This is a genomic window from Streptomyces lincolnensis (assembly GCF_001685355.1).
In the GTDB taxonomy this organism is placed as follows: Bacteria; Actinomycetota; Actinomycetes; order Streptomycetales; family Streptomycetaceae; genus Streptomyces; species Streptomyces lincolnensis.
In genome coordinates this window covers 1,242,236-1,264,907 of the sequence record NZ_CP016438.1, presented here as the reverse complement: position 1 = coordinate 1,264,907, position 22,672 = coordinate 1,242,236, and the positions used below count along the sequence as shown (strand labels likewise).

Below are 22,672 nucleotides of genomic sequence, written 5' to 3'. Positions count from 1 at the left end.
GTGCCTCACCCCTTGAGCAGGGCGCGGCCCAGCCAGTCGGAGTGGCCGCGGACGCCGGGGAGGGCGAAGAAGTAGCCGCCGCCGGTCGGGGTGATGTAGTCGACCAGGGGCTCGTCGATGAGCCGGGTCTGGGTGGCCTCGAACTGGCGGACCACGTCCTGCTGGTAGCAGCAGAACGCCAGTCCCATGTCGAGGTTGCCGGCCTTGTCGACGCCCCGGTCGTAGTTGTAGCCGCGGCGCAGGAGGCGTGTGCTGTCGGTTGTGGCGGTGCGCGGGTTGGCGAGGCGGATGTGGGCGTCGAGGGGGATGGCCCGGCCGTGCGGATCCCTGGCGTAGTGGGGGGTGTCGGTCTCGTGGGTGCCGTCGAGCGGGGCACCGGTGTCACGGCGGCGCCCGATCATCGTCTCCTGCTCGTTGAGCGAGACCCGGTCCCAGAACTCCACCCGCATCCGGATGATGCGGATCACCTGGTAGCTGCCGCCGACCGCCCAGGACGGCTCGTCGTCGGTGCCGGTGACCCACACCAGCCGGTTCATCTCACGCCCGGAGGACGTGTCGGGGTTGGCGATGCCGTCCTTGAAGCCGAGGAGGTTGCGCTGGGCGCCGGAGGGGCGGGACGGGTTCTGGAAGCCGTCGACGCGCCACTTGATCTGCATGGCTCCGCGGGTGTGCCGGGTCAGGTCGCGCAGCGCGTGCAGGACGGTGTCGGAGTGGCCCGCGCAGATCTGGAGGGACAGGTCGCCGTGGCACTCGGCGGCGTCGAGGTCGTCGTTGGGGAAGGTGCGCATCGCGGTGAGGTGCCGTGGCCTGGCGGCCGCGAGGCCGTAGCGGTCGTCGAAGAGCGAGGCGCCCAGGCCCACGGTGACGGTCAGACCGTCGGCGGGGATCTCGGGCCCGAGGATGCCGCTGTCGGACGGCGGGGCACCCACGCCCAGGTTCTCGGGCGTGCCGCCGCCGGTCAGGAACCGGGATCGGGAGGTCAACGTACGCAGCAGATCGGTGAGTTCGGCGCGGTTCTCCGCGGTGACGTCGAAGGAGACGAAGGCGGCGGCGGGCGGCTGCGGGGTGATGATCCCGGCCTGGTGGACGCCGTGGAAGGGCACGGTGGCGCTGTCCGCCGTGGTGTTTCCGGCGGCGTCGGCGCGCCCACCGGTCAGCTCCGCCCCGACGAGACCGGCCCCGGTCAGCGCCGCACCGGCCGCGCCGACTCCGAGCGCGGTCCTGACGAACGTACGACGGCCCGTGGGGCGGGCACCCTCCTGCCCTGCTGCGGGGCCCGGCTGCTGGGTCGTCATCGGGATGGTCCTCTCCTGACGGTGATGGCGGGGGAAGCGGTAAGGGGGTACGACGGCCTGAGCTCGCGGATCAGGCCGCCTTGCGGATCTCCAACAGGTCCGGAATCGGCGCGAGTTCCTCCAGCAGTTGGCTCATGGCACCGTTCAGCCGCTGGCGGGTGGCGGCGGGAAGTTGCTCGACCGGTGTCCACCTCCCGTCCGCGCTCCGGGCGGAGAGCACGATCCGTTCGGTGCGTCGCATCCATCCGCCCACGTCCGTCAGGACCTCGGGGTCGCGTGCGGAGATCAGCGGTCGCAGCAGACCGAGCAGCTCCTGTGTGCCCTTGATGTTGGCCTCGGCGGTCGCCAGGTTGCTGCCGCTGCCGTAGTCGGTGGCGCCGGTCAACTCCTGCTGGAGGGTGGCCTCCAGGATCTCGTGGGTGCGCAGGGGCAGATCGCCCGGGTCGAAGTCCTGGTGCGGAAAGTCCTTGCGCAGGGCGGCGACATCGCTGGTGAGCCGCCGGGCGACCGGGGTGAGGGAGGCCGCCGACTCGCCGTGCCACAGGCCGTACTCGATGCGGTGGAAGCCGGTGAAGCCGGGATCCTTCACTCCCAGGGGCAGCCCGGCCGTCCGGCCGTTGATCTTCGCGTCGAAATCCCCGAAGGTGCCGTAGGCGGCGCCGAGCGAGGCGTACTCCACGTGCGCGGGCAGCCAGTCCGAGCGGGCCCTGGCGAGCCGGTCGTCCTCGATGTCGTGCTGAAGCGTCAGGGTCCTGGTCCCCAGCACGGTCAGGCCCTGGTGCACGTAGGCGCGGTAGGAGGCGAGCGGCTCGGCGAGGTCCTTGTCGGTCACCGGCAGCACGGCCCGCTGCGCACCACCGCCGGAGACCCGCACCGCGGCGGAGGTGACCGCCTTGCCACTGCTCGGCACACAGCGCCAGGCGTAACTCCCGCCGCCGATCGTGGCGATCAGGGCACGTGTGGTGCCGGGCGCGATGCCCTCGACCTCGCCGTAGACGGCCGCCGTGGCCGGGTTGATCAGATACGCCTCGACGGTGCTGTCGCCGCCGTTGCGCACCTGGAAGGTGTGCTGTCCCGGCTTCGGCGTGCCGAATCCCTTGCCGCAGTCCGCGGTGGAGACACCGACGGTGGCGGCGGAGGCGGGCTTGGTGTCGCCGACGCTCACCAGCGCCCCCGCGAGCAGCGAGGGAACGGCGAGCGCGGCCACCGGCACCACCCAGGCGGGCAGACTCCGCCGGGCGGTCCGGCCGGGGGCCGGAGCGGTCTTCCCGGGCGCCGTCGGCGGGGACTCGGCAGCGCCGCGCACCCCACGGACGAACAGGGTCATCACCACGACGAGGTAGGCACCGTAGGCACCCACCTGAAGCCATGTCATCAGCGGCGTGAGGTTGAGCGTGCCGCCGAGCAGCGTGGCGTACCAGGAGCCGGAGTCGATGCTCGCCGACAGGTCGACGGCGTACGCGGTGGCACCCGGCAGGACGCCGCTCTCCTGGAGGTCGCGCAGTCCGTAGCCGAGGACGCCCGCCGCGATCACGATGAGCCCGGCACCGGTGAGGGTGAAGAACCGCGTCAGGTTCAGGTGCAGCACCCGCCGGTACAGCCCCCAGCACACGACGATGGCCAGCACCAGCCCCGCACCCGCGCCGACGAGCGGTCCCGCGGAGTCCCCGGCCGTCTGTCCCGTCGTCCACAGGAACAGGGCCGTCTCCAGCCCCTCGCGTCCGACGGCGAGGAACGAGGTGATGATCAGCACGCCCGCGCCCGTGCCGAGGGCTGCGGTGACCTTCTCCCGGATCTCGCCGGAGAGGCTGCGCGCAGAGCGCCGCATCCAGAACACCATCGCGGTGACGAAGGCGACCGCGACCACGCTGAGCGTGCCGCCGAACGCCTCCTGGGCCTGCCCGGACAGTCCGGCCGACGTGAACGTCAGCACGGCCCCGAACCCCATCGACACACCTATGGCGGCCAGCACCCCGGTCCACACGTGCGGCAGTCGCGAACGGTGCCCGGAACGGACGAGGGTGGCGACCAGAACGGAAACGATCAGGCCGGCTTCCAGGCCCTCACGCAGGCCGATCAGGAAGCTCGGGAGCGCGTTGTCCCACACCGGGAACTCCTCTCGGGCACGTCCGGCACGAGCATGTTCCGGCCGGGGCGCGCTGAGTGTAGGCAAACCTAACCTGGCGTGGCGACGGCGTACCGGGGCCACTGCGTGGCCCGGAGACCCGCCGGACCGCTCAAAATGCCTGCCTGGAAAGGGAGTTGGGGGGCGAGTAAGAGTCGGGTAGGAAGCCGGGGCGCACTACGCATATACGTGCAATACGGCCCCTTTGGCAGTGCGCCATTCCCGGCTCAGGCAGGCCGCGGAGCCGCCCTTCCCACTCCCCACCGCCGGGTGCGGCGGGCGCCCGCGAGGCGGCAGACGCCGTAGATGCCGAACGACACGGTCGTGACGTAGGGGCTGATGGGAATGCTGCTGCCCAGGGCGAGCAGGATGCCGCCCTCGATCGCGATCACGGCGAAGACCACGCTCAGCAGGGGCAGCAGGACCGGCGAGGCGGTGACCCGTGCGGCGGCCGCGGCGGGGGTGACGACCAGGCTGAGGACCAGCAGGGCCCCGACGGCCTGTACCGACAGCGCGACCGCCAGCCCGAGCACGAGCATGAAGGCGAACGACAGCGACCGGACCGGCACCCCGCGGGCCTCGGCGACGTCCGGATCGGCGCTGGCGAAGGACAGGGGCCGCCACATGAGCACCAGGGCGACCAGGACCACCGCGGCGGTGCCGAGCAGCCAGGTCATCTGCGGGGTGTCGACGGCGACGATCTGTCCCGTGAGCAGGCCGAACTTGTTGGCCGCGCGGCCCTTGTAGAGGGCGAGGAAGAGCACCCCGAGCCCGAGGCCGAACGGCATCAGGATGCCGATGGCCGAGTTGCGCTCCCGGGCCCGCACCCCCAGCACCCCGATCGCCCCCGCCGCGATCAGCGAGCCGGCGATCGAGCCCGCCACCACGTTCACGCCCAGCAGCAGTGCCGCCGACGCGCCCGCGAAGGACAGTTCGCTGATGCCGTGCACCGCGAACGGCAGGTCGCGCATGATGACGAAGACCCCGGCCAGCCCGCCGACGAGGCCGAGTGCGGCACCGGCGATCAGGGAGTTGCGGACCAGCGCCAGCAGTTCGCCGTAGTTGTCGAAGCTGAAGATCTGCTGCCAGACCCCGTCGGCGAGCGTCATGGGCGCACTCCGTCCGTCTCGTGGCCCGCGGGGACCGGTTCGTTCGGGTGATGCGGTGGGCCGCCCGAGTCGTCGTTGGCGCCGACGACCACGATCCGGTTGCGTACGTGGATCACGTCGACCTGTGTGCCGTACAGCTCGGAGAGGGACTCCGACGTCAGCACCTCCTGCGGCGGGCCGACCCGGTGGCCGCCGGGGGCCAGGTAGAGCACCCGGTCCACCAGGCCGAGCACCGGGTTGATCTCGTGGGTCACGAAGACGACCGCCGTGGCGTGGGAGCGGCGGCGGGCGTCGACCAGTTCCGTGACGGCACGCTGGTGGTTGAGGTCCAGGGAGAGCAGCGGCTCGTCGCACAGCAGGATCCGCGGGTCGGTCGCCAGGGCCTGTCCGATCCGCACGCGCTGCCGCTCGCCGCCGGACAGCATGCCGAGCGGGACGTCGGCGTACGCCGAGGCCCCCACCGAGGCGAGGATCTCGTCCACCCGGCGGCGCACGGCCCGGCCGCCCGGCCGCGGCCCGAAGCGGTGCCCGTCGATCCCGAAGCGAACGAGATCGCGGGCCCGCAGCATCGCCTGCGCGGACAACTCCGCCTGCTGGGGCACGTATCCGAGGTGCCGGGCGGCCTCGCGGGGCGGCCGGCCGAGCACGGTCAGCGAACCGGCCGACAGCGGCTGCCGGCCCAGCAGGGCCCGCACGAAGCTGGTCTTACCCGCGCCGTTCGGCCCGAGCACCGCCAGGAACTCCCCGGGCCGTACGTCGAGTTCGAGGTCGCGCCACACCTCCCGCGCGCCGTACGACAGGGCGGCGCCGCGCAGGCTGATGACCGGCTCGGCGCCCTCCTGACGGGCGCGGGGCACGGCGGCCACGACCGGCTGCCTCACTTGTCCAGCGCGCCCGCGAGCGCGTCGACGTTGCCGGTCATCCAGCCGAGGTAGTCCTTGCCCTCGGGCAGGGTCTCGGTCACCCGTACGACGGGGATACCGGCCGCCTTGGCCGCGGCCTCGGACTTCTCGGTCTGCGGGCCGGAGGTCTGCGCGTTGTACACCAGCGCCTCGACCTGCTTGGCGGAGAACAGGGCGAGCGTGGCCTGGAGGACCTTGGGGGAGACGTCGTCACCCTCCTCGATGGCCTCGCTGAACGCCGCGGGCGTCTTGTCGACCAGTCCGCTCGCGTCGAGCATGTACAGCGGCACCGGCTCGGTGATGGCCACGCCCTCCCCGCCGTGCTCCTTCTTGATCTGCGCTTCCTTCGCCTCCAGCGGCTTCAGCTTCGCCTTGAAGGCCTCGGCGTTCTTGGTGAAGATGGCGGCGGCGCCCGGGTCGGCCTTGCCCAGGGCGGCGGCGATGCTGTCGGTGACCTTGGCGACGGTGGGGAAGTCGTACCAGACGTGCTCGTTGAGCTCGCCGCCCTTCGGCGCGGTCTTGCCGGACACCTTGACGGCGTTGACGACCTCGGCGGCGGAGTTGCTGCTCTTCAGCATGCGGTCGACGAAGTCGTCGTAGCCGCCGCCGTTCTCGATGACGACCTTCGCCTTGGACAGGGCGAGCTGGTTCTGGGTGTTGGCCTCGTAGGAGTGCGGGTCCTGGTCGGGGTCACTGATGATCGACGTGACGCTGACCTTGTCGCCGCCTATCTGCTCGGTGATGTCGCCGTAGACGTTCGTCGAGGCCACCACGGCGACCTTCGACGAGGCGACGGCCTGGTGCGAGCCGCTGGTGTCGCTGCTGGAGTCCGACGAGCTGGAGCAGCCTGCCAGGAGGGCGAGAGAGGCGCCGGTGATCAGGGCGAGGCGCCGGGACGAGGGCGTGGGCATGGTTCCTCCACGACAGGCGTGAACAGGGATGTTCGCGAGGGATACAGGGATATGGGCCGGTCGGCGTCGACCGGGCGCGCTCAGGTTAGATGAAAACGAATGTCAGAACTGCGTTCGTATCCGTTTGATGTGGCGATCATTGCCAAGGCTTGACGCGCCGCTCCGCGCCCTCCTGGGAGGAAGGTTCGTGTGCTATAAAAATGGGAACCATTTTCAATAACTTGGAAGGTGCGGACATGAGCGATGCCGTACACGGCCGTCAAGGGCGCCCTTTCACCCTTGTCACCTGCGCCTCCTGCGACGCTCCGCACGAAGTGATGGACGGGCTGCGGCATGCGGTCCGCAGCTGCGCCCACGGCGTGTTGGTCTCCACCGGCTGTCTGGCCCGGGTGCTGCACTGCCGGCGCGAGCACGGCCTGTACGCCGCCGTGCGGCCGTGCGCCGTGGACCGCAGGCCCACCGGCGCGGTCGTCTGCCTCGGCCCGCTCCTCACCGACGCCGACGCCGCAGCCGTCGGCGTCTGGCTGCGGGCCGGCATGCCGGACGACGGAACGCTGCCCGACCGCCTGCGCGCGGCGCCCGCTCCGCGGCACGTCGCCCACCTCAACTAGGGGCGACCGCGTGCCCAAGGCCCTGTTGAGCGTCGTGCTCGGCGACACACCGGCCGTCCGGGGCGCCGTGGTCGACGGGCTGCTACGCCTGTCCCCGCGCCCGGTGCTGCTGGCCGTGACGATCGAGGCGCGGGACGCCGGGTATCCGGTCGTCCAGCGCTTTCTGTCCGGCGCGGGAGCGCCGGCGGGGGAGACCTCCCTGAGTGCCACGGGCGACCCCGTGGTCATCCTCCGCCAGGACCTGTTCCACCTGCGCCGCCTCGGCGCGGCGCACATCGTCCTCGCCCTGCCCGAGGACATCGACGCCCTGCCCTTCCTGATCGAACTGTGGCGCGCCCGGGTGGCGAGCGGATCCCTCGGGGACCACTTCGCGGCGGCCGGCGTGACGGTTGGCGTGGATCCGGCGTCCTTCACTGTCGACATCGGCTGCGTTCACCGGGGTGTACGGCTGTGGAGCGGGGGCGACCGCGGTGAACCCCTGACGCCGGCCGAGGTCGCCGTGCGGCGGGTGGAGGCGGCGGACGCCCTGGTCGTCCCGGCCCCGGCGGACGGCACGGACGACGGGCGGGTGTCCGAGACGGTCGCGCTGGCCGCTCATCTCAACGCGCACGCGCGCCTGGTGGCCCTCGGCCCGGGCGGCGAACTGCCGGACGAACTCGCCAGGCCACTGCCGTCGGGGACGGAGGAGCGGTGGCGGGCGAGGTGGGAGCCGGTGGCGGTTCCCCGCGCGGGACGCGATGCCGACGGTGGGATGACGTCGGTGCTGTGGCGGGCTCGCCGCCCCCTGCATCCGGAGCGGCTGGCGGACGCCCTGCCGGAGGTGATGTGGCGGGTGGTCCGCGGCAGTGGCCATCTGTGGCTGTGCAGTCGGCCGGACGCCGTCGTGACCTGGCGTTCCGCAGGGGGCCACCTGGAGCTGAAGGAGGCGGACCGCTGGCTGGAACCGGCGGACACCGACGCGTGGGAGGCCGCCTCGCCCCAACGGCGCACGCTGGCTTCCTGGTTCTGGGACGACTACGTCGGCGAACGCCGCAACGAGATCACCCTCACCGGCCCCGGCCTCGACCCCGAGGCGATCCACCGCGCCCTGAACGCGGCCCTGCTCACCGACGCGGAACTGTCCCTGGGCCGGGAGGGCTGGACTGCGGTCCCGGATCCGCTGCTCGGCGACGTCGACCTGCGCTGAACCGGAGACGGGAGAGGCCCGGCCCCCGTCGTGCCACGACGGTGCCGGGCTACTCCTGTGCGTGCCGGATGGCGTCCAGCACGATGTGGGCGATGTGCTCGTCGGCGAGGTCGTACTGGATCTCACGGGCCTGCCGACGGGTGGTCACGATCCGGGAGTTGCGCAGGACCCTGAGGTGCTGGGAGACCAGTGGCTGACTCACGCCGAGGGCGTCGACCAGTTCGTGCACGTACTTTCCGCCCTCGGACAGTTCCCGCACGATGCCGAGACGGACCGGGGAGGCCAGCGCCTTCAGCAGGTCGCTGGCGGCCTCCAGGGCGCGTATCGGCTCGTCCGTCGGGGTCGGCGGGGGAGGGGAAGTCGGCGTCACATGCACATATTAGCAAGTGACAATGATTTCCGATACGAGATGCCGTCGCCGGACGGGAGCGGGGCCGTGACTCAGTGGTCGTCCCAGTGGCCCTCGTGCGCGGCGTGCCGGTGGCCGTCGTGCACGTAGTCGACGTGGTCCTCGTGCGGGACGGCGACGTGGCCGCAGCCCTCGCCGTGCTGGTGGTCGTGGCTGTCGTGGGCGACATGGCCGGCCGGGGCGCACTCGTCGACGTGGTCCTCGTGCACCCGGTGGACGTGGCCGTCGTGCGCGAAGTCGGTGTGGTCGCCGTGCGGGATGGCGACGTGGCCGCAGCCCGCGCCGTGGGTGTGCGTGTGGCTGTCGTGGGTGCGGTGCTCGGTGGCGGTGGCCATGTGGTGCTCCTGGTGGTGCGGGATGGGCGCCTGCGTCTGGTGTCCCGCAGGCCGTGCATAGCGACATTAACATATAGCGATCTGCGCATGTGTCGCGCGGAGGTGTCCGCGGGTGCATCGGTCCCTTCATGGCCGCGCGCGGGGCGTCTCCTTCAGTGGACGCGGTCCCAGGCGTACGGCGGTTCCTCCTCGCCGTCCCCGCCGGGGTGGCAGTCGGCGCACAGGCCGGTGAGTTCGACGGTGTGCCGCACCGCGGCGAACCCGGTGTCGGCGGCGATCCGGTCGGCCCACTCCTCGACGACCCCGGACTCCACCGGCCGGCTGCGGCCGCAGTCACGGCAGATCAGGTAGTGGCGGTGGCCGTCCGTGGGGCGGCTGCGGTAGAGCCGCCCGGCCGCCTCGTCGCGTACGACGTCCACCCCGCCGTCGGCCTCCAGGTCACGCAGGGCACGGTAGACGGTGGTCAGCCCGATCGAGTGGGCCTCGGCGACCAGGAGCGCGTGCAACTCCTGGGCCGACACGAAGTCCTGGCAGCCCGCGAGAACGCGCAGCACCGCCCTCCGTTGCCGGGTCGTCCGGCCGCTCACGGCAGATCACCCCCATCGTGCTCGCCGCTCCGGTCTGCGGAACACCGTAAATGACAATGACATCCATGTCCATGTACTGCCGGGTTGTGGCGAGATCACGCCGGGCGGGGGGCGTGGGGGTCAGCCCCGGTAGCCGCGCAGTTTCCGGTACAGCGTCGCGCGGGCGATGCCCAGGGCCGCCGCCGTGCGGGCCTTGTTGCCGCCGTGCAGGCGCAGGGTCTCCAGGATCGTGGCGCGCTCGGCGTGTTCCATCGGGCTGAGGGGGCGGGTCGCGGGGCCCTCGCGTACGGGGTCGGGCAACTCGGCACGCCGGACGGGGCCGGTGGTGCGCCGGTTCTCGGCCAACGCCCGGACCAGATGGGCGAGTTCGGTGACGTTGCCGGGCCACGGGTGCTCCTCCAGGGCACGCAGGGCGTCCAGCGTCCAGGTGAGCGGGGGCTGTCCGGGTGCGGGGTGCGGGGCCAGCGCCGTGACCAACTCCCGGATGTCGTCCGGGCGTTCGCGCAGGGCGGGCAGGGTGACCGAGCGGGCCCCCAGGGTGTCCAGGAGGCGTTGGAGGCAGGGGCCCGGTGACGCTCCGGGGGTGTAGGTGGCCAGCAGGGGTACGCCCGGGTGTGTGTCGAGCAGGGAGTTGAGGGTCGCCGTGTCCTGGGGCGCCAGCCGCTCGGCATGCCGGATGAGAAGGGGCCGACCGGACACCAACTCGTCGAGACAGGCGGGGAGTTCGCCTTCCGCGGCATCGAAGGCCGACGGGTCGGCGACCAGCTCGCGGGCGAGCGATGTCTTGCCGGTACCGCGCTCCCCGACGAGGAGCAGGGGCTCGGGGCACCTCGCCAGCTCCACCGCCCGGGCGACGGCGTGGCGCCAGGGCACCGAGTGCCCGGCCAGTGCCACGTCGGTCCGCGTGCTCGGTACCACCGCCGCGGGCTCGACCGGTTCCAGTACGGCGACCGCACCGATGATCGAGCCAAGGTGCGGAACAGGCGTGAGGACCGCGCTGCACGGAATGCCGTCCGGAAGGCGGACGTGATGCGAGGGCGAAGCGGCTGACGAGACTGACGAGTGGGCCGCCGCCGCCGGCCCGTGGGCGGGGCGGGCCGCCGCCTCCGGGTCCGTTCCGAGGCGCAGGGTCATCGTGTCCCGTTCCAACGCCTCCAGCCCCTCCGGCGACAGCAGCCGCTCCGCTGCCTCACTGACGAACCGGTTGCGTCCGTCGAGCGCGACGACCGCGCTCCCGGGCTGCCCGGCGGCGCGCAGGTACGCGTCCAGCAGCACTCGTTCCGCCGCCCGCGACCGGGAGAGGAGCTCTGCCTCGACGGCGCTCGCCGCCGCCTCGGCGAGCGGGGCGCCGGGATGCGGGCCGTCCCCGGCGCGGAGGGCGCAGGCCACCGTCAGCGTGCCCAGCAACCGGCCGGTCTCCGGTGCCCGCAGCGGCACGCTGACCGCGGAGACGTCCTGCCACAGGTCGAGGAAGTGCTCGGGGCCGTGCACCTCGGCGCGTCGCCCGGTCCGCAGCGCGAGGGCCGCGCTGTTGTGGCCGACCAGGTGCTCGGAGAGATCCCGGAGGCCGTCCGACGCGAGTCCGGTCGCCCACAGGACGCGCAGCCGCTCGTCGGTGAGCATGAACGCCGTCTGCTCCGTACTGAGGGTGGGAGCGATCCGTTCGAGCACCGGGCGGGCCGCTGCCGGCAGCGGGGACGCGGAAGGCCGTACGCGCGAAGCGGGGGACGGGTCCGTCACGTCGTGCCGTACGCCGAAGAAGCGGGCGCGTCTCCAGGCCGCGGCGATGTCCTCGGGGATCTCGGCCGGCAGTTGCCGCCCGGTCAGGAACAGCGCGCGGGCCCTGCGCAGCGAGGCGAGGGTGGGGCGGGCCGAGGGGTGCTCTGCGGTGGTCACGACGCCGTTCACCCTACGGGAGCGGTTGAACGCGCAACAACCACTGGTGTGGCCGGCGCACTGTATCGAATTGAGACACCCGCGATCGCGCACCGATCTACATGATCTTGGAAGGTCGGCCTCTGTTCTCATTCCCTGGAGCGTTACCGTGCACACCGTCGAGCCCGATGTCGTGACCGATGTACTGATCGTCGGCAGTGGCCCCGCGGGCGCCTCCGCCGCGCTCGCCCTCAGCACCTACGGCGTCCCGAACATCGTCGTCACCCGCTACGCGAGCCTCGCCGACACGCCCCGGGCGCACATCACCAACCAGCGCACCATGGAGGTGCTGCGGGACCTCGGCGTCGAGCAGGATGTCGTCGCGAAGGCCACGCCCCAGCATCTGATGGGCAACACGACCTTCTGCACCAGCCTCGCCGGCGAGGAACTCGGCCGGATCCGCTCCTGGGGCAACGACCCGCTCGTCCAGGCCGCGCACGAACTCGCCAGCCCCACCCGCATGTGCGACATGCCCCAGCACCTCATGGAACCCGTCCTCATCGACGCCGCGGTCGCGCGCGGCTCGCAACTGCGCTTCAGCACCGTCTACAAGTCCTTCGTCCAGGACGCCTTCGGCGTGACGGTCACCGTCGAGGACCGGCTGCGCGGCGACGAGTACACCATCCGCGCCAAGTACCTCATCGGCGCGGACGGCGGCCGCTCGCAGGTCGCCGAGGACGCCGGGCTGCCGATGGGCGGCCAGATGGGCGTGGCCGGCAGCATCAACATCGTCTTCGACGCGGACCTGAGCAAGTACACCGCTCACCGGCCCTCCACCCTCTACTGGGTACTCGCCCCCGGCGCGACCGTCGGCGGCATCGGCGCCGGCCTGGTGCGCTGCGTCCGGCCCTGGAACGAGTGGCTCATCGTGTGGGGCTACGACGTGAGCGCCGGCGCCCCCGACCTGACCACGGAGTACGCCGAGTCCGTCGTACGCCAGCTGGTCGGCGACGACGACATCCCGGTGACCATCAAGTCCTCCTCGGCGTGGACGGTCAACGAGATGTACGCCGAGACCTACTCCAACGGCCGCGTCTTCTGCGCCGGAGACGCCACGCACCGCCACCCGCCGTCCAACGGTCTCGGCTCCAACACCTCCATCCAGGACTCCTACAACCTGGCCTGGAAGCTCAAGCTCGTCCTCGACGGCACCGCCTCCCCGAAGCTGCTGGACACCTACACCACCGAACGCGCCCCGATCGGCAGGCAGATCGTCACCCGCGCCAACAAGTCCATCGGCGAGACCGCGCCGATCTTCGAGGCGCTCGACGGACTCTCCCCGCAGACCCCCGAGCAGCTGTGGGCCAACATCGCCGCCCGCACGCAGGACACCGAGGCGGCCCAGAAGCAGCGGGCGAGGCTGCGCGAGGCCATCGCGTTCAAGGTGTACGAGTTCAACGCGCACGGCGTCGACCTCAACCAGCGCTACACCTCGCCCGCGATCGTCCCCGACGGCACCGACGACCCCGGGTTCGACCGCGACCCCGAGCTGCACCACCAGCCCACCTCCCGCCCCGGCGCCAAGCTCCCGCACGCCTGGATCACCTCCGGCACCCGCACCCTGTCCACCCTCGACACCGTCGGGCAGGGCCGCTTCACCCTGATCACCGGCATCGGCGGCGCGGACTGGGCTCGCGCCGCCGAGGCCCAGGACATGGAGATCGCCACCGTCGTCATCGGACCCGGCCAGGCGTACGAGGACCCCTACGGCGACTGGGCGCGGCTGAGCGAGGTCGCCGACGGGGGAGCGCTCCTCGTGAGGCCGGACGGATACGTCGCCTTCCGGCACGCCGGCGCGGCCGCCTCCGCCGAGGACGCCGAGCGGTTGCTGACCGGGGCGGTGCGGCGGATCCTCGGGCATGTCTGAACAGCTCCGGGACCAGGAGAGCGGGATGACCACAGAGTTCACCACGCGCATCACCGAGGCCGTCGTCGACAGCTTGGAGGGCACCGCCGACCTCCGGCTGCGCGAGCTGCTGGCCGCCCTCACCCGCCATCTGCACGCCTTCGTCCGCGAGACGGAGCCGACCATGGCGGAGTGGGAGCGGGCCATCGCCTTCCTGACGGCGACCGGGCAGACGTGCACGGACACCCGGCAGGAGTTCGTCCTGCTGTCGGACGTGCTCGGCGTCTCGATGCTCGTCGAGACGATCAACAGCGACGAGCGCGGCGGGGTGACCGAGTCGACCGTGCTCGGCCCCTTCCACATGACCGACTCCCCGGTCCGTGCACTGGGCGCTGACATCGACCTGGTCGGCGGCGGCGAGCCGTGCGTGATCAGCGGGCGCGTGCTGTCCCGGGACGGCACCCCGCTGCCCGGCGCGGTCCTCGACGTCTGGCAGGCGAACGACCAGGGGTACTACGACGTCCAGCAGCCCGACGTCCAGCCGTCCGGCAACGGGCGCGGGCTGTTCACCACCGACGACGAGGGCCGCTTCCGGTTCCGCACCTGCGTGCCCAGCCCCTACCCGATCCCCACCGACGGCCCCGTCGGTGACCTCCTGCACGCGACCGGGCGACACCCCTACCGCCCGGCCCACATCCACTTCATCGCCTCGGCGGCGGGGCACGCACCGGTCACCACGCACATCTTCGTGGCCGGCAGCGACCACCTCGACTCGGACGCCGTGTTCGCGGTCAAGGAAAGCCTCGTGAAGGACTTCAGCGAGACCGACGACCCTGCTCTGGCACGGGAGTTCGGCGTCCCGAACCCGTTCCGGCATGCCCGCTTCGACCTCGTGCTCAACCCGGAGACGCCATGAGCGGGTTCACGGACTTCAGCTACGAGGCCCAGCCCATGCGGGTCGTCCTGCGGCCCGGCGCCGCCGTCACCGCCACCCCGGACGAGGCCCGACGGCTGGGTCTGCGACGGCTGTTGGTGGTCAGCGGGCCGCGCGGTGCCGACACGGCACGGGTGGTAGCGGACGCCCTGGGCGACGCCTGCGCCGGGCTGCACACCGAGGCCCGGATGCACGTGCCCGCCGAGGTCGCCCGGCGGGCCGTGGAGGTGGCGCGCGCCGCGGGCGCCGACGGCTGCGTGGCCGTCGGCGGCGGCTCCGCCATCGGCCTCGGCAAGGCGATCGCGCTGCGCACCCACCTGCCGCTGATCGCCGTACCGTCGACCTACTCCGGCTCCGAGATGACCCCGGTCTGGGGCCTGACCGAGCACGGCGCCAAACGCACCGGCCGCGATCCCTCGGTGCTGCCCCGCAGCGTCGTCTACGACCCCGAACTCACCCGCTCGCTCCCGGTGGCCCTCTCGGTGACCAGCGGCATCAACGCGATCGCGCACGCGGCCGAGGCCCTGTACGCACCGGACGCCTCGCCGCTGGTGTCGCTGATGGCGGAGGAAGGCGTACGGGCGATGGCAGGGGCGCTGCCCGCGGTGGCCCGTGCACCGGAGTCACTGGACGCCCGCGGCCGTGCCCTGTACGGGGCCTGGCTGTGCGGTGCCACGCTCGGCGCGACCACCATGGGCCTGCACCACAAGCTGTGCCACGTCCTCGGCGGCACCTTCGGCCTGCCGCACGCCGAGACCCACACGGTGGTCCTGCCGTACGTCCTCGCCCACAACGCGCCCGCCGCCCCCGAGGCCATGGCCGCGCTCGGCCGGGCCCTCGGCACCGACGACGCCCCGCACGCCCTGTGGGAGCTCTCCGGCAGCCTCGGCGCACCCCGCTCCCTGGCCGAACTCGGCCTGAAGGAGGCCGACCTGGCGGTCGCGGGCCGCGCGGCGACCGGACAGGCGTACGCCAACCCGCGAGAGGTCACCGCGGACGGTGTCCTGGACCTGCTGAAAGCGGCGTACGCCGGCGAGCGGCCGGGCACACGGCCCTGACCCACCAGAACAGATCAAGACGTATACGGAAAGGTGAACACCATGCCCCTCGGACTGCTCCGGCGGCGACTCAGGAGTGCCCCCGGAGGCGCCGCGGGCCTCACGCTTCCCCTCCCGGCCGGCGCGGGTGTCGTCGTCCGCGAGGTCATGGACCCGGTGAACCAGCCCCTGGGCCGCGCGGATGTGACGGTGACCGAACTGCGCAGTCACCAGGTCGCCGCCCGTGGCACGACCGACCCGTACGGCCTGTTCATGGCCGTCCTGCCCCCGGGCAGCTACAGCCTGCTCATCATCGCGGAGGGGCTCGAACCCCACCGCGAGACCGTCGAGGTCGTCGCCGACGCGGGCGTCGCCCCGCAGCGGGTGTGGCTCCAGCCGGGCCGCCAGGCCGACCTCCCGGTGCCCGGCACCTGGCTCTTCGACCCGCCCCACACGGCCATCCGGTTCATCGCCAAGCACGTCGGCATGGCCCACGTGCACGGCCGTTTCGAACGGTTCCAGGGCGGCATCCAGGTCACCCCGGACATCTCCGAGTCCCGCGTCCACGTCCGCATCGACGCGTCCAGCATCACCACGGGCAACCACACCCGGGACACCCACCTGCGGTCCGCGGACTTCCTCGACGTCGACACCTTTCCCTACATCGACTTCAGGAGCACCCGCTTCGCCTTCAAGGGCGGCAGCAAGTGGACGCTGCAGGGCACCCTGACCATGCACGGCGTGAGCCGGTCGGTCGGCCTGGACACGACCTACCTGGGCATGGTCAACGGCGGCTACGGCGAGGAACTGCGCTGCGCCGCCCTCGCCAAGACGGAACTGCACCGCGAGGACTACACGCTGAACTGGCGGTCGATGCTGGCACGCGGCATCGCGGTGGTCGGCCCCACGGTCCAGCTGGAACTGGACGTCCAGGCGATGTACCGCACGCACGACACGCCGACACCGCCGAAGTAGCCGGACGAGGCCCGCGACGCCCCGGGGCCGGGAACGCTCGGCCGGTTCTCGACGTTGTGCACAGTGCGATGTCCCGATACCGAGCTCTTCCCGTCCTCGTCCTCGGCGTCGCCGCGCTCCTCGGCTGCTCCACCGGCGGCACGGCGACCTCCCCGGGCACCTCGGCCACGCCTCCCGGGGCGACGACTGCGAGCACGACCGCTCCGGCCCCGACACCGACCTCGGTGCCGCCGACCCCGCGTGAGACCCCCGCCCAGCACCTGACCGCCTCGCTCACCATCCCGGCGATCGGCGTCACCCACCTGCGCGTGGTGCCGTACGAGGGGACGACGGACGACTGGGCGGGCACCCGCGTCCAGAACCGCGGCGACGCCGCCAGCCCCTACGGCGAGCGAGGCGGCGTCGGCCCCGGCGAGGTCGGCAACTACCTCGTCACGGCCCACCGTCTCTCCGCCGGCGGCCCCCTGCGCCGGCTCCCGGAGCTCGACGAGGGCGACCGCATCCTCGTGACGGCGGGCGGCACCCGCCACGAGTACGTCGTCACGGAGACCAGACGCACGTCCTTCCGCTCCCCGCGCTCCCTCGCCGAACAGCGGGCGCCGGTCCCGGGGTTCCCCGGCCGGAACCCCACTCGGGCCATGATCACCGTCTCCACCTGTCTGACCCCCGAGGACAACGCGGCCGGCAACTACTGGCGCGACGACCGGGGCAACCCCGAACACCGCCTCGACAAGATCGGCGTGCTGGTCTCCTAGCCGCTCCGCTCAAGAGGCCAGCGGATAGTGGCAGGCGGTGCGGCGGCCGGAGTCCGTCGCCGTGAGCCGCGGGCGTTCCACGACACAGCGCTCGCGCACGTACGGGCAGCGGGTGCGGAACGGGCAGCCCGTCGGCCTGTCCACCGGGTTGGGCACCTCGCCGGTGAGGACGATGCGCTCCCGGACCGGCGCGTCGGTGCCGTCGTCGATGTCGGGCACCGCCGACAGCAGCGCCTGTGTGTAGGGGTGGGCGGGGGACTCGTACAGCTCCTCCGTGCCGGCCAGTTCGACGATCTCACCCAGATACATGACGGCGATCCGGTCCGACACATGCCGGACCACGCCGAGGTCGTGCGCGATGAAGACGTAGGTGAGCGCGAACTCCTCCTGGAGATCGGCGAACAGGTTCAGGACCTGCGCCTGGATCGACACGTCCAGCGCGGACACCGGCTCGTCGGCGACGATCAGCCTTGGGTCCGTGGCCAACGCGCGGGCGATGCCGATGCGTTGCCGCTGACCGCCGGAGAACTCGTGCGGATACCGGTCCAGATGTGCCCCGGCCAGTCCTACGACGTCGAAGAGCTCGGCGACCCGGCGGCGGACGGCGGCAGCGTCGCCGTAGCGGTGCACGAGAAGGGGCTCGGCCACGATGTCCCCGGCGCGGCGGCGGGGGTTGAGCGAGGCGTACGGGTCCTGGAAGACCAGCTGCATGCCCGGGCGCACGGGGCGCAGCCGGCGAGCGGACAGGCCGGAGATGTCCTGCCCGTCGAACTCGACCTGCCCGCCGGTGAGTTCGGTGAGCCGGACCAGACAGCGGCCCAGGGTGGATTTGCCGCAGCCCGACTCGCCGACCACACCGAGGGTTTCGCCGGTGCGCACCTCCAGGGACACGCCGTCGACGGCACGCAGCACCTTGCGGCCCAGGGGGTAGTGCTTGGTGACGTCCTTGGCGCGCAACAGGACGTCACCCGCCCCCGCGATGTCCTGTGCGGTCACGATGCCGCCTCCGTGTCGATGCCGGTCCTTGTCGTCAGGCGGAGTGACTGCCGGTCGTCCGGCGGCAGCCAGCACGCGTCGCGATGGGTGCCGCCGGCCAGCGCGGGCCGCTCCTCGCACCGCTCGTGCCGCAACCGGCAGCGCGGCGCGAAGGCGCATCCCTCCGGGACGGCACCGGGCGACACGGGCATGCCCGCAATGGTGGGCAGCCGCCGCAGCCGGGGTCCGCCGACGCGGGGCACCGAGTCGAGCAGCCCCCAGGTGTACGGGTGCCGGGGCCCGTGGAAGACCGCCCGGCGCGGACCTTCCTCCGCCGCCCGGCCGCCGTACATGACCAGGACCCGGTCGGCGATCTGCGAGACCACGCCCATGTCGTGCGTGATGAGGACCATCGCCGAGCCGCGGGTGTTCAACTCGCGCATCAGGTCCAGGATCTGGGCCTGCACCGTGACGTCCAGCGCCGTGGTCGGCTCGTCGGCGATCAGCAGCGCGGGGCCGCACGAGAGAGCCATGGCGATGACCGCGCGCTGGCGCATACCGCCGGAGAACTCGTGCGGGTAGGCATGCACCCGCGAGGCGGCGTCGGGGATGCCGACGTCGGAGAGCAGCCGGACCGCGCGGGTCCGCGCCTCCTTGCGGGACACCTGCTCGTGCGCCCGGATCTGCTCGGCGATCTGCCAGCCCACCGTGTAGACGGGGGTCAGCGCGGTCATCGGGTCCTGGAAGACCATCGCGATCTCCCGGCCGCGCACCGCTCGCATCTCCTTGTCGGGCAGGGCGAGCAGGTCGCGGCCCCGGAAGAGGACGTGACCGGACACCATGACGTCGGGGTGGGTCAGCAGCCGCAGCACGGCCAGCATCGACACGCTCTTTCCGGAGCCGGACTCGCCCACCACGCCCAGGACCTCACCGGGAGCCACGGAGAAGGAGAGTCCGTCCACGGCGGTGACGGGGCCTTGGCGGGTGCGGAAGCGCACGCTCAAGTCGCGTACGTCCAGCAGGGGTTGGTCAGGCATGGCGGGCCCTCGGGTCGAGTCGGGCGTACAGGATGTCCACCAGCGCGTTGGCGAGGACCACGAAGAACGCCGCGTACAGGACGGTCCCCATGATCACGGGCAGGTCGAGGTTCTGGAGGGCGTCGAAGGTGAGCTTGCCGATGCCGGGCAGCCCGAAGACCACCTCGGTCAGCAGCGCGGCCCCGCCCACCAGCGCGCCGAAGTCCAGGCCGAACAGCGACACGATCGGGATGAGCGAGCAGCGCAGCGCGTGCCGCAACAGGATCCGCCGCTCGGACAGGCCCTTGGCCCGGGCCGTGCGGACGTAGTCCTCACCGAGCGCGGTGACGACCTCGCCGCGCAGCAGCCGGGCGTAGATCCCGGCGTACAGCAGGGCCAGCGTCAGCCAGGGGAAGAGCAGGTGCAGCGCCCACTGGCCCGGGCCCCCGCTCAGGTCGGCGTATCCCGGCGGTGGCACCCAGGAGAAGAGTGAGTCGTGCAGCTGCTTCTGGGTGAGGAGGTTGACGACCTCGCCGAGCCAGTAGGCCGGCAGCGAGACGCCCACCACACCGACCAGCATGATCAGCGGGTCGGCCGCCCGGCCGCGCAGGGTGGCCGCCGCCGTACCCATGAGGATGCCGGCCGTCATCCAGATCAGCGCCGCGCCGATGACCAGGGACAGGGTGACCGGGGTGGCCTGCACGATCTGCGGGATGACCCGGGAGCCGCGGTTGACGAACGACTCCAGGTCCCGGTCGATCAGCAGGTGACGCATCATCAGCAGATAGCGGACGGGCATCGGGCGGTCCAGGCCGAAGGAGTGCCGCACCTGGGCGAGGGTGGCCGGATCGGCGTTGCGGCCCGCGATACGGGCCGCCGGATCGGCCCCCGGAGTGGCGAAGAAGATCAGGAAGACCAGAACGCTGATCGCGAACATCACCAGGAGGGCGGACGCGAACCGTCTGAGGGTGAAATACAGCATGGTCACACCCCTCCGCGCAGCCGGGCACCCGGATCGAGCGTGTCGCGCACCCCGTCGCCGAGGACGTTCAGCGCGGCCGTGGTCAGGGCGATCAGCAGACCGGGGGCGACGGTCACGGCGGGGCGGGTGTAGAGCAGCCCCAGACCGTCCTGGATGATCGTCCCCCAGCTGGCGTCGGGCGGCTGCACACCGACGGACAGGAAGGACAGGGCCGACTCGGTGAGCATGGCCAGCGCGGTCATCAGCGGCACGAAGACGATCGCGGTGGGCACGACGTTCGGCAGGACCTCGCGGCGCAGGATGCGCGGGGTGGCCGCGCCGGAGCCGACGGCCGCCTGGATGTACTCCTTGTTCCGCAGCACCAGCACCTGGCCGCGCAACGGGCGGGCGATGTACGGCACGTAGATCGCCGCGATGATCGTGACGGGCAGCCAGAGACTGCCCGCGTCCACACGCAGCGGACCGAGCCTGAGCCCGTCGGTGAGCAGGACCACCGACAGGCAGATGGCCAGCAGATACACCGGGAACGCCCAGATCACGTCCAGGATCCGGGAGATGACGGCGTCCACGACCCCGCCCGCGTAACCGGCGACCACTCCCACGGCGGTCCCCAGGACGCAGGTCAGCACGGCCGCCGTGACCCCGATGAACAGGCTCGTGCGCCCGCCGTACAGCAGCCGGGCCATGACGTCGCGGCCCTGGTTGTCGGCGCCGAGGAAGTAGTGGGCGGGATCCCAGGTCGGGCCGATCGGGGTGACACCGAGGCCGAGGCCGGTGCTGCTCGGGGTGAGCACCGGTACGGTCCTGCCGTCGACGACCGTGGTGCCGGAGACGTGGGACTGGAACGGGTCGGTGTGGGCGATGTGGTCCGCGTACAGCGGGGCGCACAGGCTCGCCAGCACGACGATCAGCAGCACCGCGGCCGCGGCCATCGCCGGCCGGTTGTGCAGCAGGTCGGTGGCGGCGGTCCGCCAGGGGCCCGGCGGGCGCCGGACCCCTGCCGTCGGGGCGGACGTCACTTCACCCACAGCTGCCCGACCAGCATGTAGAACTGCTTGCTGAACTGGTAGTTGCCGACCCGCGTCGACGTGAAGTCGATCATCTTCGGGTTGATCAGCGGGACGACCGGGGACTCGGCCATGATGTCCTGGTCGAGGGCGCCCCACTGCTTGTTCGCGCCTGCGGGGTCGGTCTGCATGGTCTTCAGCGCGGCCCGCATCCTGGCGTCGACGCCCTTGTCGCAGAACCCGGAGATGTTGATGCTGGAGTCGCTGCCCGGGCGGAACGAGGCGCAGGACAGCAACACGTTGAGGAAGTCCGAGGCCGCCGGATAGTCCTGGTACCAGGACGTCAGCGCCAGCTGCACCTTGTTCTTGGTGTTCTGGATGTAGGTGAACTGGATGTTCCCCGAGAGCGGTTTGAGCGTCGCCTTGTAGCCGAGCTGGGTGAGCAGGCTCTGCAGGTACTGCCCGATCGACTTGTTGACGTCGTCGTCCTGGACGACGATCCCGACCTCCTGCCCCGCCGTGCCGGACCGCTTCACCAGCTCCTTGGCCTTGGCGAGGTCCGCCGCCTTCCAGGTGGTGCCGCCGCCCTTGGTGTAGGCGCACTTGTCGACGTGCCCGGGGAAGCCCGGCGGCAGGATCGTGCACGCGGGAGAGGCGAGGTTGGTCCCGCCGTAGAGCCGGACCACGGCCGACCGGTCGACGGCCCAGTTGATCGCCTGGCGCGCCAGCTTGTTGTCGAAGGGCGCCATGTTGACGTTCAGGGTCGCGTACCAGAACGCCGTCAGCGGGTTCACATGTGCCTGGGAGGCGTACTTGGTGCCGATCTCGTCCAGGCGGTCGGCGGGCGGGGCGTCGTACATCCAGTCCGCCTGGCCGTTCTCGACGGCGGTCACCTCGGACTCGACGGTCTGGCCGAAGGTGTAGTCGATGGCGTCGGGGTAGCCCTGGGGCTGGGCCTCACGCGACCACTCCTTGAAGTGCGGGTTGCGCACCAGCTTCAGGGCCCGGTTCGGGTCGTAGGAGGCGGCCATGTACGGGCCGGTCGTCGGCAGCGGCTTGGTGCCGGAGTCCTTCGCCGGCGAGTCCTTCGGTACGACACTGGCGTGCGGGACGGCCAGTTTGTACGCGAACTCCGGGTCCGGGGCGGTGAGGTTGACGGTGACCGTGTTCGCCCCGGCGTCGCCGGTCACGCCCTTGGGCAGGGTGCAGGACGCCGGCTTCTTCAGACAGGCGTCGGCTCCGACGATGCCGTTGTAGAAGGTGCCCGCGGTGGGGCTGGAGACCTTGAAGACGCGCTCGAAGGACGCCACCACGTCATCGGTGGTCAGGGCCTTGCCGTTGGAGAAGGTGACGCCCTTGCGCAGGGTGAAGGTGTAGGTCCTGCCGCCGTTGGTCACCTTCGGCATCGCCGCGGCCAGGTCGGGGACGACGGTGAACGACCGGTCGCCGCCCACCTTCTTGAACGCGAGCAGCCCGTCGTACATCGACTGGTACAACTGCCAGTACTGGAGCGTGTAGTTGACCTGCGGGTCGAGGCTGCCGGCGGCCGCGTGGGCGACGAGCTTGAGGGTGCCGCCCTTGTGCTGCGGCTGGAAGGCGGAGGAACCGGAGCCGGAGGAGGACGCGCTCGGATTCGAGGAGGAGCCCGAATCGGACGACGAACAGGCGGCGGTGAGGGTGAGGGCGACGGTGGCGGCGGCCAGCGCGCCCCGTCTCGCGAGGAGGGGCATGGCGGGGAAC

General features: G+C 71.7%; 21 protein-coding genes. 7 read left to right on the top strand and 14 right to left on the bottom strand.

Features of this window, described 5'->3' with window-relative positions:
* Positions 1 to 5: 5 nt before the first annotated feature.
* The 5 genes from efeB to SLINC_RS05570 form a co-directional block, all read right to left on the bottom strand.
* On the bottom strand, positions 6 to 1,295 hold the full coding sequence (gene efeB, locus SLINC_RS05590) for an iron uptake transporter deferrochelatase/peroxidase subunit (RefSeq protein ID WP_067427512.1): 1,290 nt from the start codon (positions 1,293 to 1,295) through the stop codon (positions 6 to 8).
* 70 nt (positions 1,296 to 1,365) lie between these two features.
* Complete coding sequence (gene efeU, locus SLINC_RS05585; protein ID WP_067427510.1) at positions 1,366 to 3,402, bottom strand: iron uptake transporter permease EfeU; 2,037 nt, start codon at positions 3,400 to 3,402, stop codon at positions 1,366 to 1,368.
* A gap of 245 nt (positions 3,403 to 3,647) precedes the next feature.
* Positions 3,648 to 4,529 (bottom strand): metal ABC transporter permease, encoded by an 882-nt coding sequence (locus SLINC_RS05580; RefSeq protein WP_067427508.1) that lies wholly within the window; start codon positions 4,527 to 4,529, stop codon positions 3,648 to 3,650.
* Positions 4,526 to 5,410: a metal ABC transporter ATP-binding protein gene (locus SLINC_RS05575; protein WP_225988255.1), complete on the bottom strand. Its 885-nt coding sequence runs from the start codon at positions 5,408 to 5,410 to the stop codon at positions 4,526 to 4,528. The genes SLINC_RS05580 and SLINC_RS05575 overlap by 4 nt, the downstream gene beginning before the upstream one ends.
* Positions 5,407 to 6,342, bottom strand: coding sequence for a metal ABC transporter solute-binding protein, Zn/Mn family (locus SLINC_RS05570; protein WP_067427502.1), 936 nt, complete (start codon positions 6,340 to 6,342; stop codon positions 5,407 to 5,409). The genes SLINC_RS05575 and SLINC_RS05570 overlap by 4 nt, the downstream gene beginning before the upstream one ends.
* 236 nt (positions 6,343 to 6,578) lie before the next feature.
* On the opposite strand from SLINC_RS05570, the gene SLINC_RS05565 reads away from it, so the two are divergent.
* Complete coding sequence (locus SLINC_RS05565; protein WP_067427499.1) at positions 6,579 to 6,953, top strand: hypothetical protein; 375 nt, start codon at positions 6,579 to 6,581, stop codon at positions 6,951 to 6,953.
* Between the two features lie 10 nt (positions 6,954 to 6,963).
* Positions 6,964 to 8,139 (top strand): GTP-binding protein, encoded by a 1,176-nt coding sequence (locus tag SLINC_RS05560; RefSeq protein WP_225988254.1) that lies wholly within the window; start codon positions 6,964 to 6,966, stop codon positions 8,137 to 8,139.
* A gap of 49 nt (positions 8,140 to 8,188) precedes the next feature.
* On the opposite strand, the gene SLINC_RS05555 is transcribed toward SLINC_RS05560, so the two are convergent.
* The 4 genes from SLINC_RS05555 to SLINC_RS05540 all read right to left on the bottom strand — a co-directional run bounded on the left by SLINC_RS05555 (position 8,189) and on the right by SLINC_RS05540 (position 11,366).
* Positions 8,189 to 8,509, bottom strand: coding sequence for an ArsR/SmtB family transcription factor (locus SLINC_RS05555; RefSeq protein WP_067427498.1), 321 nt, complete (start codon positions 8,507 to 8,509; stop codon positions 8,189 to 8,191).
* 71 nt (positions 8,510 to 8,580) lie between these two features.
* Positions 8,581 to 8,883: a hypothetical protein gene (locus SLINC_RS05550; RefSeq protein ID WP_067427496.1), complete on the bottom strand. Its 303-nt coding sequence runs from the start codon at positions 8,881 to 8,883 to the stop codon at positions 8,581 to 8,583.
* Positions 8,884 to 9,035: 152 nt separating this feature from the next.
* Positions 9,036 to 9,470 carry a Fur family transcriptional regulator gene (locus tag SLINC_RS05545; RefSeq protein ID WP_079164421.1) on the bottom strand — a complete coding sequence of 145 codons (435 nt, stop codon included), beginning with the start codon at positions 9,468 to 9,470 and terminating at the stop codon, positions 9,036 to 9,038.
* A 120-nt stretch (positions 9,471 to 9,590) separates the two neighbouring features.
* Positions 9,591 to 11,366: a helix-turn-helix domain-containing protein gene (locus tag SLINC_RS05540; RefSeq protein ID WP_225988253.1), complete on the bottom strand. Its 1,776-nt coding sequence runs from the start codon at positions 11,364 to 11,366 to the stop codon at positions 9,591 to 9,593.
* A 148-nt stretch (positions 11,367 to 11,514) separates the two neighbouring features.
* Between SLINC_RS05540 and SLINC_RS05535 the strand changes: the two genes are divergently transcribed.
* The 5 genes from SLINC_RS05535 (at position 11,515) to SLINC_RS05515 (ending at position 16,952) form a co-directional block, all read left to right on the top strand.
* Complete coding sequence (locus SLINC_RS05535) at positions 11,515 to 13,272, top strand: FAD-dependent oxidoreductase (RefSeq protein ID WP_067427494.1); 1,758 nt, start codon at positions 11,515 to 11,517, stop codon at positions 13,270 to 13,272.
* Between the two features lie 25 nt (positions 13,273 to 13,297).
* Entirely contained in the window at positions 13,298 to 14,167 is an 870-nt protein-coding gene (locus tag SLINC_RS05530; RefSeq protein ID WP_067427493.1) for a dioxygenase family protein, read from the top strand.
* Complete coding sequence (locus SLINC_RS05525; RefSeq protein WP_067427491.1) at positions 14,164 to 15,243, top strand: maleylacetate reductase; 1,080 nt, start codon at positions 14,164 to 14,166, stop codon at positions 15,241 to 15,243. The genes SLINC_RS05530 and SLINC_RS05525 overlap by 4 nt, the downstream gene beginning before the upstream one ends.
* A 42-nt stretch (positions 15,244 to 15,285) precedes the next feature.
* Entirely contained in the window at positions 15,286 to 16,197 is a 912-nt protein-coding gene (locus SLINC_RS05520; protein WP_067427489.1) for a YceI family protein, read from the top strand.
* A gap of 68 nt (positions 16,198 to 16,265) precedes the next feature.
* The gene (locus SLINC_RS05515; protein WP_067427487.1) at positions 16,266 to 16,952 is read left to right on the top strand and encodes a class E sortase; all 687 of its coding nucleotides are present in this window, start codon (positions 16,266 to 16,268) and stop codon (positions 16,950 to 16,952) included.
* Positions 16,953 to 16,961: 9 nt separating this feature from the next.
* Here SLINC_RS05515 and SLINC_RS05510 read toward each other — a convergent pair whose 3' ends face one another.
* Genes SLINC_RS05510 through SLINC_RS05490 form a run of 5 tightly spaced genes read right to left on the bottom strand, consistent with a single transcriptional unit; the run spans position 16,962 to position 22,662 of the window.
* The gene (locus SLINC_RS05510; RefSeq protein WP_310736423.1) at positions 16,962 to 17,948 is read right to left on the bottom strand and encodes an ABC transporter ATP-binding protein; all 987 of its coding nucleotides are present in this window, start codon (positions 17,946 to 17,948) and stop codon (positions 16,962 to 16,964) included.
* On the bottom strand, positions 17,945 to 18,964 hold the full coding sequence (locus tag SLINC_RS05505; protein WP_067445033.1) for an ABC transporter ATP-binding protein: 1,020 nt from the start codon (positions 18,962 to 18,964) through the stop codon (positions 17,945 to 17,947). Before SLINC_RS05505 ends, SLINC_RS05510 begins: the two co-directional genes overlap by 4 nt.
* Positions 18,957 to 19,925, bottom strand: coding sequence for an ABC transporter permease (locus SLINC_RS05500; protein ID WP_067427485.1), 969 nt, complete (start codon positions 19,923 to 19,925; stop codon positions 18,957 to 18,959). Before SLINC_RS05500 ends, SLINC_RS05505 begins: the two co-directional genes overlap by 8 nt.
* 2 nt (positions 19,926 to 19,927) lie before the next feature.
* Positions 19,928 to 20,944 (bottom strand): ABC transporter permease, encoded by a 1,017-nt coding sequence (locus SLINC_RS05495; RefSeq protein WP_067427482.1) that lies wholly within the window; start codon positions 20,942 to 20,944, stop codon positions 19,928 to 19,930.
* Positions 20,941 to 22,662, bottom strand: a complete 1,722-nt coding sequence (locus tag SLINC_RS05490; protein WP_067427480.1) for an ABC transporter substrate-binding protein — start codon at positions 22,660 to 22,662, stop codon at positions 20,941 to 20,943. Before SLINC_RS05490 ends, SLINC_RS05495 begins: the two co-directional genes overlap by 4 nt.
* Positions 22,663 to 22,672 lie beyond the last annotated feature (10 nt).

Excerpts from the sequence above, each read along its gene's own strand:
- efeB (WP_067427512.1), bottom strand. The coding sequence starts at position 1,295 with ATGACGACCCAGCAGCCGGGCCCCGCAGCAGGGCAGGAGGGTGCCCGC.
- SLINC_RS05580 (WP_067427508.1), bottom strand. The coding sequence starts at position 4,529 with ATGACGCTCGCCGACGGGGTCTGGCAGCAGATCTTCAGCTTCGACAAC.
- SLINC_RS05570 (WP_067427502.1), bottom strand. The coding sequence starts at position 6,342 with ATGCCCACGCCCTCGTCCCGGCGCCTCGCCCTGATCACCGGCGCCTCT.
- SLINC_RS05565 (WP_067427499.1), top strand. The coding sequence starts at position 6,579 with ATGAGCGATGCCGTACACGGCCGTCAAGGGCGCCCTTTCACCCTTGTC.
- SLINC_RS05550 (WP_067427496.1), bottom strand. The coding sequence starts at position 8,883 with ATGGCCACCGCCACCGAGCACCGCACCCACGACAGCCACACGCACACC.
- SLINC_RS05530 (WP_067427493.1), top strand. The coding sequence starts at position 13,298 with ATGACCACAGAGTTCACCACGCGCATCACCGAGGCCGTCGTCGACAGC.
- SLINC_RS05525 (WP_067427491.1), top strand. The coding sequence starts at position 14,164 with ATGAGCGGGTTCACGGACTTCAGCTACGAGGCCCAGCCCATGCGGGTC.
- SLINC_RS05520 (WP_067427489.1), top strand. The coding sequence starts at position 15,286 with ATGCCCCTCGGACTGCTCCGGCGGCGACTCAGGAGTGCCCCCGGAGGC.
- SLINC_RS05515 (WP_067427487.1), top strand. The coding sequence starts at position 16,266 with ATGTCCCGATACCGAGCTCTTCCCGTCCTCGTCCTCGGCGTCGCCGCG.
- SLINC_RS05505 (WP_067445033.1), bottom strand. The coding sequence starts at position 18,964 with ATGCCTGACCAACCCCTGCTGGACGTACGCGACTTGAGCGTGCGCTTC.
- SLINC_RS05500 (WP_067427485.1), bottom strand. The coding sequence starts at position 19,925 with ATGCTGTATTTCACCCTCAGACGGTTCGCGTCCGCCCTCCTGGTGATG.
- SLINC_RS05490 (WP_067427480.1), bottom strand. The coding sequence starts at position 22,662 with ATGCCCCTCCTCGCGAGACGGGGCGCGCTGGCCGCCGCCACCGTCGCC.